The sequence below is a fragment of the Streptomyces sp. NPDC028308 genome, from assembly GCF_055565855.1.
In genome coordinates this window covers 124421-135188 of sequence record NZ_JBVHTO010000016.1, presented here as the reverse complement: position 1 = coordinate 135188, position 10768 = coordinate 124421, and the positions used below count along the sequence as shown (strand labels likewise).

The following is a 10768-nucleotide window of genomic DNA, read 5'->3' as shown; positions in this document are numbered from 1 at the left end:
CTTCCTCCACCGGGTCCTCCCTCAACTTGTGTGAAAAACGAACTGGGCTACACGTATCCGCGCTCGATCAGGGCGTAGAGGTCGTCGTCGCTGTGCGCGGCGGCCTCGTCCCTGTGCTCGGCGTCTTTGCCGGGCGTGGTGGTGGCCGGGGTGTCGGGCACCGCCGGGTGCAGGAGGTCGAGCAGGCGCTGGGCGAGGCGGCGGGGGGTGGGGTAGGTGAAGGCGACGGTGGCGGGCAGGCGGACGCCGGTGAGCGCGTGCAGCCGGTTGCGCAGCTCGACGGCGGTCGCGGAGTCGAAGCCCAGCGTCTTGAACGTCTCGTCCGCCCGCGCCTGCAGGGCGGGGCCGCTGGCCTGGACGCCCTTGGCGGTGAGCAGCGTCGCCGTCTCGGCGCTCACCAGGGCCAGCGCGTCCGCGGGTGAGTCCAGGCCGGCCGCCGCGTTGTGCGGGGTGGGGCCGGCGGGGTCGTCCGCGGGGCCGGTGGGGGCGCTGAGCCAGTACCGCTGCCGCTGGAAGGGGTAGGTCGGCAGGGTGATGCGGCGCGGCCGGGCGGCGGCGAAGAGGGCCGTCCAGTCGGCGGGCACCCCGCGCACATACAGCTGGGCCAGCGCGCCCCAGACCTTGCCGAGGCTGCCGTCGTGTTTGCTCAGGGTGCCCACCACCAGGGGCGGCGCCGCCAGGGTGTCGGCTCTTTCCTCCATCGCGACCTGGAGCACGGGGTGCGGGCTGACCTCCACGAACACGCCGGGGCGGGTGCGCATCAGGTCGTCGACGACGTCGGCGAAGCGCACCGGGGAGCGCAGGTTGTCGTACCAGTACGCGCCGTCCAGGGTGCGGGTGTCCAGGAGCTGCCCGGTGACGGTGGAGTGGAACGCCACCGTCGAGGAGCGCGGGCTCACCCCCGCCGCGGCTTCGAGGACCTGGGCTTGGATGCGTTCGACGTGGTGGGAGTGGGAGGCGTAGTCCACCTTGATGCGGCGTACCCGCACCTGGTCGTCGGCGGCGGCCTTCGCGAACTGCTCCAGGGCCTCGTCGTCGCCGGAGATCACCACCGACTGGGGGCCGTTGACGGCGGCCACCGACAGCCGCCCGGGCCAGTGCCGCAGCCGCTGTGTCACCCAGTCGGCGGGGGCGGCGACCGCGCTCATGCCGCCCAGGCCGGCCAGTTCGGACAGGCACTGGCTGCGCCGGGCGACGATCTGCGCGGCGTCGGGCAGGGACAGGGCGCCGGACACGCAGGCCGCGGCGATCTCCCCTTGGGAGTGGCCCACCACCGCGTCGGGGACCACGCCCAGCGAGCGCCACAGCCGGGCCAGCGACACCATCATCGCGAACAGTGCGGGCTGGATGACGTCCACCCGCTCCAGTGACGCGGCGCCGGGCGCCCCGGTGACGACGTCCACCAGGGACCAGTCCACCCAGGGCGCCAGGGCCTTGGCGCAGTCGTCGACGGCGCGTGCGAAGACCTCGCTCTGCGCGTACAGCTGCCGTCCCATGGCCGGCCACTGCGAGCCCTGGCCGGGGAAGACGAAGACGACCGGGCCCGTCTCGCCGCTGCTGACGCCGCGGGCTCCGCGGGCCGGGGCGGTGCCCGCGGCCAGGTCGTCGAGGCCGGCGAGCGCGTCCGTGCGGCCGGTGGTGAGCAGGACCGCGCGGTGGGTGAACGCGGTCCGGGTCGCGGCCAGCGCGTGGCCCACGTCGGCGGCCTGCCAGGGCGTGCCGGCGAGCTGGTCCCGCAGCCGGGCCGCCTGGGCGCGCAGGGCCTGCTCGCCGTGCGCGGACAGCACCCACGGCACCGTCGCGTCCACGTCCGCGGCCGCGGCCGCGTCCGCGGCTGCCGGTTCCGGTTCCGGCTGCCGCGACGGGGCCGGGGGGTGGGGGGCCTGTTCGAGGACGAGGTGGGCGTTGGTGCCGCCCATGCCGATGGAGGAGACGCCGGCGCGGCGCGGCCGCTGCGGTGTGCCGGGCCAGGTTCTTGGGGCGCGCAGCACCTCGAAGTCGCGGTCGAAATCGGCGATGGCGGGGTTGGGGGTGCCGAAGCCGGGCTGGGCCGGGAGCCGGCCGCGTTCCACGCACAGGGCGGCCTTGACGAAGCCGACGATGCCCGCGGCCGGTTCCAGGTGGCCGACGTTGGCTTTGACCGCGCCGAGCACCAGGGGCCGCTCGCGGCCGGCGCCGGCGCCGGCCTGGCGCAGGCCCGACGCCTCGGCCGGATCGCCCAGGCGGGTGCCGGTGCCGTGGGTCTCGACGTAGTCGATGTCCGTGAGGTCCAGGCCGGCGCGGGTGAGGGCCGCGCGGACGGCCGCGGCCTGTCCGGTGGGGCTGGGGTCGGGCATCCGGGAGGTGGCGCCGGCGCCGGCCACGCCCCAGCCGCGGATGACGGCGTAGACGTGGTCGCCGTCGGCGAGCGCCTGGTCGAGGTGTTTGAGGACGACGAACGCGCCGCCCTCGCCGCGTACGAAGCCGTTGGCGCGCTCGTCGAAGGGGAAGCAGTTCCCCTCGGGCGACAGGGCGCCCAGGTTGGCCAGGCCCGCGCCGGTCTCGGGGTCGGTGATCAGGTGCACGCCGCCGGCGATCGCCAGGTCGACGGCGCCGGAGTGGATGCGTTCGCACGTCAATGCCAGCGACACCAGCGAGGAGGACTGGCCGGAGTCCGCGCACAGGCTCATCCCGCGGGCGTCGAAGAGGTGGGAGATCCGGTTGGCGATCAGTGCGCCGCTGGAGCCGAGCGCCGCGTAGTGGTCGTCGCGGTCGCTGCCGGAGTGCCTGCGCAGCAGGTCGTACCCGGAAGGGGCGGCGCCGACCACGACGTCGATGTCGCGGCCCGCGAGGGCGCCCGCGGGCATGCCGGCGTCCTCGACGGCCTCCCAGGCCAGTTCGAGTCCCAGGCGCTGCACCGGGTCCATGGCGGCGGCCTCGGCGGGCGCGATGTCGAAGAAGCCGGCGTCGAAGGTGTCGACGCGGTCCAGGAAGGAGCCCGCGTCCAGGGTGGCCGCGTCCGGGTGGGACAGGTGGCGGGTGTGCGCGTCGGCCGCCCGCTGGGGCGGGAACGTGCCGATGGTGGACTTCCCCTCGACGAGCAGCTGCCAGAACTCGGCCGGGCTGTGCACGTCGGGAAAGCGGCACGACATCCCGATGACGGCGATGCCGGCGGCTTGGCCGCTCATAGCTTGTCCTTCCCCTTGCCTTGGTCCTGGGCTGCTGCCGGCGCGTCGCCTCGCGCTCACAGCCAACGGGTCAGCAGCTTTCGCAGCTCGTGCGGTGCGTCCATGAAGTCGTAGTGGCCGCCGTCCACCACCCGGAACTCGACGGAGTCCGCGTAGCGGCGCCAGCCCTGCAGGCCGGCCAGGCTCACGTCGGTGTCGTGGCGCCAGTGCACGACGACGACGGGGCAGGGCACCTTCACCGCTTCCACGCGCCGGTAGGCGGCCGCGGCGGCGTGGTCGCGCAGCAGCACCATCAGTCCCATCGCGATCATGTCGGGGCGCGGTTCGATGCCCCGGCTGCGTACGAACGCCTCGACCTCGGCGCGCAGTTCGCTCTCGCTCATCGCCAGCATGCGGTCGCCGGCGGCGTCGTGCGGGGCCATCTGGCCGGACACGATCAGGCACTCCGGGGTGGGCAGGCCGCGTTCGGCGAGCGCCAGGACGCTCTCGTAGGCGGGCAGCGCGCCGGCGCAGTGCGCGAAGAACGCGAAGGGGCGGTCCAGCAGCGGGGTGAGGGCTTCCACCAGGTCGGTGGCGAGGTTCTCGTAGGTGCCGTAGTGGGGGTGACCGAGCCGGTTCTCGCGGCCGGGGAACTGCACCGGGCAGATCTCGACGTCGTCGAGGGTGGCCGGCCAGGCGCTGAACGCCGAGGCTCCGGAGCCGGAGAAGGGGAAGCAGAAGATCCGCGCGAGGGGGTCGGCGGAGGGCGGGCGCACGAACCAGGGCGAGAGGGTGGCGGCGGGGGCGCTGGTCATGGCGTGGGCCGTTTCTGCGCGAGGACGGGGAGGTGGGTCATCCCGGCGATGAAGTACGACCGCAGGTGCTGCGGTTCGCCGGCGAGCTCGATCGAGGCGGTGCGCTCGAGGAGTTCCTCGAAGAAGATCCGCAAGGTCAGCCGGGCCAGCGGCGCCCCGATGCAGAAGTGCGGGCCGAACCCGAACGCGACGTGTCGTTTGGCGTTGGGGCGGGTGATGTCGAAGCGGTGCGGGTCGGGGAACTGGGCGGCGTCGCGGTTGGCGGAGCCGATCCAGGCCACGACCGCGCCGCGGGCGGGGATGGTGCCGCCGCCGATCTGCACGTCGTCGACGGCGTAGCGCATGAAGTTGCAGGCGCCGGAGGTCCAGCGCAGCCCCTCCTCGACCAGGTTGGGGATCAGGGTGGGGTCGGCCTGCGCCTTGTCGAACTGCTCGGGCCGCTCGATGAGTGCCTCGACCGTGCCCGAGACGGTGTGCGGGGTGGTGACGTTGGCGCCCAGCAGGATGCTGTAGCCGTCGAGGGCGATCTCCTCGTCCGACAGGGCCGCCCCGCCGGGCCGCACGCTCATCAGGTGGTTGAGCAGGCTGCCGTCGTCGTCCTGGTTCCCGCTGCGGCGCCGCTCCTTGACCCAGTCCTTGACGTAGGTGACGAGCTCGTGGTGGGAGATGGCCAGCGTGGCGGCCTCGCTGCCCTGCTGGAAGTGGGGGTCCGAGGGGGCGGTCACCATCGCGGTCAGCTGGACGAGTTCGGCCCAGTCCTTCTCCGGGATGCCCAGCAGCGGTCCGGTGACGATCGCCGGCAGCAGCAGCGCCTGCTCGGCCAGGTCGAACACCTCGCCCTCCAGCGCCGGCTGGAGGAAGCCGACGATGGAGCGCCGGATGGAGTCCTCCCAGGACTTCACCGCCCGGGCGGTGAGCTTGGAGCCCAGCGGGCGGCGGACCTCGGTGTGCCGGGGCGGGTCGGTGGAGGTCAGCAGCACCCCGGCCGCGACGTCGTCCTGCCCGAGGTGGGTGGGCACGGTGCCGCGCTCGGAGGTGAACTCCCGGTGGTCGCCCAGCACCCGGCAGACGTCCTCGTGCCGGGTCACCGACCAGAACTCCCGCCCGTCGGGCAGCACTTGGTGGTGCAGCGGCGCCCGCTCGCGCATGACGTCCCAGACCGGGTGCGGGTCACCGGAGGTGTACAGGTCCAGGTCGAACAGGTCGAGGGTGTCGAGGTCGACGTCGCGCGGGGGACCCGGCGTCAGCCTCACGCCGCCGCCCTCCCCTGTTCGATCAGCTCGCTGACCCGGGCCGGGGTCTGGGCGAGGTAGAAGTCGCGCACGGACAGCTGGACGCCGTAGTCCTGCAGCACCCGGTCGATGATCTTGATGCCGGTCAGCGAGTTGCCGCCGAGCGCGAAGAAGTCGTCGTCGGGGCCCACTTCACGGCCGCCGAGGTACTCCCCCCACAGGGCGGCGATCTCCTGCGCGAGCGGGGCCGGCGACTGTGACGGTGCGGCCTGTCGTTCCTGTGACGTCTCGTCCTGCCCACCTCGCGGGTGGAGCACCTGCGGCGACGATTCCATTGCCAGCCATTTCCTTCCTCTGTCGAACGGGAATGCCCGCCCACGCCATCACGGCCCCGAAGAGAGGGGCGCCTCTTTTCGCTGTCGCGCCGACGTGACGCATCGTTTCGACGGCCGGGAGGTTTCCCTCTTCTTTCTTGCGGACGGCTCGTGCCGTACCCGAAAAAAAAGGGGGGGTGCCGTTCTCCGTCTCCCGGCGGCGTCGAACACGGCGGGCGCCTTTGCGCATTTCAAAAAGGCGGCCGGCTCCTGTCGTCCGCACCCCGCCCCGGAATCGATCACGCGGGGGGCGCGCCGCTGGGAAGCCATCGCGACGCCAACGTAGATGGCCCGGGAAACCGGGGGCAAGCGATGACAGCGCCGAGCGCCCGGGCGGGCACCGGTTGTCCCGCCGACAGGACACCCGCCCCCGCTCCCTGCCCGCCAGGCCGGTACGGAGGCGGGACGGGGGCGGTCCTCGGGCGGCCGCGCGGCGGGCCGTACGGGCGCGTACGCGGCGCGGCCTGTTCCTCGCGCCCGAGTTTAGAACGCGAATACGCGATACCGGCGGGCAACTCCTTTGTGAACAGCTCCGGTTGGGCCGGTCTTTCGTTGCCAGCGCCGTGAAGGCCGACTTAGGGTGACGGCCGGGAGGAACCCCCAGTAGCTTTCCGGGTTCATCAACCAATCACGTGTGGAGGGGATTTCCTTGCTCAAGTCCGAGCGGCTTGCGGTGCTACCCATCGACTCGTACGACCTGGATTCCGAGCTGTCGATCGTGGACAGCCACGAGTACGGCGGCGAATACGACACCTTCACCTTCGGGTCGTGGTCGTCCCACGTGCTGGCGAACGGCACCGGCGCCGATTCCGACACCGCTTTCCGTCCCCACGAGGGCAGCCTGGCCCTGACCGAGCTGGGCAAGCAGCTGCCGGGCATCATGTCCATGGTGGCCAAGCACTTCCCGCTGGACCGGCTGCAGTGGGTGCGCATCTTCAGTCTCCGGGACGGGATCATCGCCCCGCACGTGGACTTCCTGGAGTGGGCCAAGCCCGGCACCCGGGTGCAGATCCCGCTGCGCACCAGCGAGGAATCCCTCCATTCCGAGAACGGATACGTCTACCACATCCGCCGCGGCGAGGTGTGGAAGATCCACTCGACCGACCCGCACTCGGCGCGCAGCACCTCCAAGGCCGCCCGGCTCTCGGTCTGCCTCGACTTCTCCGACGCCGAGGAGCCCATCGAGATCCGCGGTGACATTCCCGCCACCGAGCCGGTCCGCATCATCGAGCGGCCCGAGGTCGGCGCGGCGGAGCTCGAGGAACTCCTGGACACGGGCAAGGACTTCACCCCCGAGACGATGCGCTCGGCCTTCCGCCGCTTCGCCGAAGTCCACTTCGAGCGGCGCGCGCACGCCACCGCGGCGTTCGACTGGTACGTGGCGGCCGCCCGGCGCAGCGGCGACGAAAACCTGGTCGCCAAGGCCCAGGCGTTTCGCACCTACTGCATCGAGAAGCGCGGCGACGGCGAGGCGTTCGTCTGGTGAGGCACCTCCCGGCGGCGGCCGGGTGCGGGCGCCCGCGCCATGCCCCGCACTCCCGGCCGGCCGCCACCCGGAAGTCACCTCACATGGGTGACCTCCTCGCCTTCATCCGGCGTCGCCGCCCGAGCCGGGCCCGGCAGGTGAACGTCCTTGCGTCCGGGCCGTGTTGACGGGTTCTGGTGTCATGTTCGGCAGTGCCTTCGCTCCGGCTGAGGCCCGTGTGCTTCACGCACCGGGACGCAGCCCCGGGGCCGGGCGCTGCCTTGGCATGTCTCCACGCCACTCCCCCGGCCGGCCGTGCCCCGGCCGGCCGTATCGGCATGCCCACTGCCGCCCGCGTAACGGGGCACCCAGGTGGTCAACTCACCCTGGAATAGCACTAGTTCACGCATTCGCCCTGTCGGACTGGGTCCGCCGGGGTGGGCCGGGATCGACGGATGGCACGCCGCTGCGTTGCGGCGTGCCATCGGCCGGTCGTGGGCTGGGGGTCAGCCCTTGGTGGTGCCCTCACGCAGACGCTGGATCATGTGCCGGGTCGTCTCGATGGGGCTCTCGTCGGGAAGCTCACGCGAGCGCGGGGGCAGTGCCGCGTTGAGTGAGGCGATCTTCTCGCCCCAGCCGTCCTGGCCGGCGAAGGGGATCGTCTCGCCCTCCTGGACGTCGGGGAAGGGGCGGTAGCTGTTGAGGCCGCTGCTGTCACTGCCGCGCACCAGCAGCGGGTCGAGGTAGATGCCGTTGCTGTGGATGCGGGTCCTCGTGGAGATGTAGCCCATGTCGAGACCGCAGCGGCGCTTGGCGGAGGTGTTGGCCTCCGAGTAGTGCAGCAGGTGGGGGTGGTGGATGGACACGTCGCCGGGCTGCAGCTCGATGTCCACGACACCGCGCTTTTCCACCCACTCGCGCACCAGGTCCTCGTCGGATGCGGAGAACAGCATGTTGTCCGTGTCCGTGCGGGAGGAGGGCTTGTGCAGCGGCAGTTCGTGGCTGCCGGGGATCATCCGCAGGCAGCCGTTCTCCGTGGTGCTCTCGTCGACGGCCAGCCACACCGTCAGCGCCTCCATGGGACTGAGCGTCCAGTACGCGCCGTCCTGGTGCCACAGCACGGGCTGCCCGTCGTAGGGGGGCTTGCAGATGTAGTGGGCGGTGAAGCAGGCCAGGTCGGGGCCGAGGAAGAACTCCGCGATGTCCACCAGCCGGCGGTCGGAGACCAGGCGCGCCCAGAAGGCGTCGTTGCGGATCAGCGGGTGGTGGAAGTGCTCGGGACGCAGGTCCGGGTACTTGCGGGTGAGCCAGTCAACGTGGGCGTGGACCTCCTCCAGGAGGTCCTTGGGCACGACGTTGCGGATGATGGAGAAGCCCTGCTCGGCGTATTCCGCCGCAGCCTTCTCCAGAACGCCCTCGCCAAGTGAGGTCATGTGTCAACTCCTTGTCAGGTGTCAGGTACCGCTTGCCGCGCGGAAGGAGGTCGTGGAGCCGCCACGGCGTACCATCTGCCAGCTCCTGGAGTTCAGCCGCGGACATGTGGGGGTGGAGGTGGTCGAAAGCCGGGGGGTGTCGGGGCGGCGTCGCCTCGGACGCGGCCGCTGCCGTCCACGTGGGGCGGCTGGTGTTCCCCGTTGTTCGGCCGGCGGGCAGCGGGCAGGGGTGTGAGTGGCTCGTCCGCGTGTGCCGGCCGGCGCTCGCGCCCCACAGCGGTCCGTCGGGCCGGATCACGCCGGCCCGCAGCGGCGGGTGTTGGGGCTGCTCGCCGTTTCCCGGCGGTCCCGTACTCTGTCCGCCGACAGTCCAACTGTGTCCGGCGGCCAGGAGGGTGTCAACGTCCCTCGGGGCCGTGGAGCTCTTTGCCCGGGCACCGGTGAGGTGAGGTGACTGTCCTGCTGACAGGACAGTGACGGGTGCCCCTCTCCCGGCACGTGCCGCATGCGCGGTGCGCCCCGGCCCGTGGCGGGGCCCGTCGGCGCGGCGGTTTCGCCGCGGTTTTCTTTCTTCCGCCGCGTGAACTCTTGCGCCGGCGGGTGATTGTTCACCGCCGCCCGGCTTTTTGTCTGCCGGGGTGTGTCAACGTGCTGCATCTGATGGGGACTTCACGCCGTACGGGGGCGGGGCATATATTATTGAGGGCCCCGACCAGGCAGCGTTGAAGCGCCGGTTTCGGGGCCTTGTTCGACGCGGCCGCGAATGCCGTCCGACTCCGATCTGCCTCTGTCCGGGCCGTGGCCTCACGAAAGCCCTCGCAGAGCACTGCCCTAGGCCGACACCAGCTCACCCATTGAGTTGTCCGGCGGATGAGGATGACGTGACTATGTCCATGCACCCAGGGCCGAATCGGCTGAGCATCACCGACCTGCACGAGTCGGTCGACGATCCCGCACTCACATCCATGACGCTGCTCAACGAGCTCGCGGGACGATATCCGGATGCGGTGTCTTTTTCGGCGGGGCGCCCCTTCGAGGGCTTTTACGACGTCGAGAACCTATCACGCCACCTCACGACGTTCCGGAATTACCTTCAGGACGAGATAGGCCTTCCCGCGGACCAGGTGCGGCGCACGTTTTTCCAGTACGGGCGCACCAAAGGGTTCATTCACGAGCTGATCGCGCGGCAGTTGCAGACCGACGAGGGCCTGACGGTCAACCCGGAGTCCATCGTGGTGACCACCGGCTGCCAGGAGGCGATGGTGCTGGTGCTGCGGGCGCTCGTGCGCGACTCCCGCGACGTCATCCTGGCCGCGACGCCGAACTATGTCGGGTTCATCGGGGCGGCCCGGGTGGCCGGCGCCCCGCTGCGCAGTGTCCGCGAGGGCGAGGGGGGCATCGATCTGCAGGATCTGGAGCGGCAGATCGTGGCGGCACGGCGGGAGGGACTGCGCCCGCGTGCCTGCTACGTGGTGCCGGACTTCGCCAACCCCAGCGGGGCGAGCATGTCGCTGGCGGACCGTCTCGCACTGCTCGACCTGGCGCGGCGGGAGCGGATCCTGGTCATCGAGGACAACCCGTACTCCCTCTTCTCGGCGGGTGGTTCACCGCTGCCGATGCTCAAGTCCCTGGACGAGGAGCACCAGGTGATCCACCTGGGGTCGTTCGCGAAGTCCGCGTTCGCCGGCGCCCGCGTCGGGTATGTCATCGCGGACCAGCCGGTGACGTCGTCCTCGGCCGCGGATCCGGTGCTGCTGGCGGACCATCTCGCCCGGCTGAAGAGCATGGTGACGCTGAACACCTCGACCGTGGCGCAGGCGGTCATCGGCGGGTATCTCCTGGAGAACGGATGCAGTCTCAAACGCGCCACCGCCCGGGAGGCCGCGGTCTACCGGCGGAATCTTTCTGCCGTGCTGGACGGGCTGGCGTCGGTGTTCGGGCCGCGGGCGGGCGCCGTGCCGGGCGTCTCGTGGAACACGCCGCGGGGCGGGATGTTCGTCGTCGTGACGCTGCCGTTCCCGGCGGACGACGACATGCTCGAGTACTCGGCGTCGAAGTTCGGTGTCCTGTGGACGCCGATGCACCACTTCTACGGGGGCAGCGGAGGCTTCCACCAGGCCCGGCTCTCCTTCAGCGTGCTCACCCCCGAGCAGATCGCCTCAGGTGTGGAGCGGCTGGGCCGGCTGGTGCAGGACCAGCGGGGCAAGCAGGTGGCCGAGGCGCCCGCCGCCGGCCGCTCACAGGTGTTGCAGCCGCAGCCCCTGTGACAGCACGGCGCGGAGCATGAGGGCGGCCCCCGGACG

The 10768-nt window shown here is 71.5% G+C and carries 7 protein-coding genes; 2 read left to right on the top strand and 5 right to left on the bottom strand.

All coding sequences use genetic code 11. The features are described from left to right. Window positions 1-47: 47 nt before the first annotated feature. From ACZ4VA_RS33920 to ACZ4VA_RS33905, 4 genes are read right to left on the bottom strand one after another with little or no spacing between them, the layout of a single operon-like run. Window positions 48-3167, bottom strand: coding sequence for a type I polyketide synthase (locus ACZ4VA_RS33920; RefSeq protein ID WP_468083803.1), 3120 nt, complete (start codon window positions 3165-3167; stop codon window positions 48-50). Between the two features lie 56 nt (window positions 3168-3223). Continuing rightward, a complete protein-coding gene (locus ACZ4VA_RS33915; RefSeq protein WP_468083801.1) occupies window positions 3224-3961 on the bottom strand; it encodes a thioesterase II family protein in 738 nt (245 codons plus the stop codon). After that, on the bottom strand, window positions 3958-5214 hold the full coding sequence (locus tag ACZ4VA_RS33910) for a cytochrome P450 (protein ID WP_356169016.1): 1257 nt from the start codon (window positions 5212-5214) through the stop codon (window positions 3958-3960). Before ACZ4VA_RS33910 ends, ACZ4VA_RS33915 begins: the two co-directional genes overlap by 4 nt. Further along, window positions 5211-5528: an acyl carrier protein gene (locus ACZ4VA_RS33905; RefSeq protein ID WP_356169019.1), complete on the bottom strand. Its 318-nt coding sequence runs from the start codon at window positions 5526-5528 to the stop codon at window positions 5211-5213. Before ACZ4VA_RS33905 ends, ACZ4VA_RS33910 begins: the two co-directional genes overlap by 4 nt. 688 nt (window positions 5529-6216) lie before the next feature. Between ACZ4VA_RS33905 and ACZ4VA_RS33900 the strand changes: the two genes are divergently transcribed. Beyond that, a complete protein-coding gene (locus ACZ4VA_RS33900) occupies window positions 6217-7053 on the top strand; it encodes a putative nonproteinogenic amino acid hydroxylase (protein ID WP_355782500.1) in 837 nt (278 codons plus the stop codon). 485 nt (window positions 7054-7538) lie between these two features. Here ACZ4VA_RS33900 and ACZ4VA_RS33895 read toward each other — a convergent pair whose 3' ends face one another. Next, on the bottom strand, window positions 7539-8465 hold the full coding sequence (locus tag ACZ4VA_RS33895) for a phytanoyl-CoA dioxygenase family protein (protein ID WP_355782498.1): 927 nt from the start codon (window positions 8463-8465) through the stop codon (window positions 7539-7541). An 887-nt stretch (window positions 8466-9352) separates the two neighbouring features. Between ACZ4VA_RS33895 and ACZ4VA_RS33890 the strand changes: the two genes are divergently transcribed. After that, on the top strand, window positions 9353-10732 hold the full coding sequence (locus ACZ4VA_RS33890; protein WP_468083798.1) for an aminotransferase-like domain-containing protein: 1380 nt from the start codon (window positions 9353-9355) through the stop codon (window positions 10730-10732). Window positions 10733-10768: the final 36 nt, after the last annotated feature.

Excerpts from the sequence above, each read along its gene's own strand:
- ACZ4VA_RS33895 (WP_355782498.1), bottom strand. The coding sequence starts at position 8,465 with ATGACCTCACTTGGCGAGGGCGTTCTGGAGAAGGCTGCGGCGGAATAC.
- ACZ4VA_RS33905 (WP_356169019.1), bottom strand. The coding sequence starts at position 5,528 with ATGGAATCGTCGCCGCAGGTGCTCCACCCGCGAGGTGGGCAGGACGAG.
- ACZ4VA_RS33920 (WP_468083803.1), bottom strand. The coding sequence starts at position 3,167 with ATGAGCGGCCAAGCCGCCGGCATCGCCGTCATCGGGATGTCGTGCCGC.
- ACZ4VA_RS33915 (WP_468083801.1), bottom strand. The coding sequence starts at position 3,961 with ATGACCAGCGCCCCCGCCGCCACCCTCTCGCCCTGGTTCGTGCGCCCG.
- ACZ4VA_RS33890 (WP_468083798.1), top strand. The coding sequence starts at position 9,353 with ATGTCCATGCACCCAGGGCCGAATCGGCTGAGCATCACCGACCTGCAC.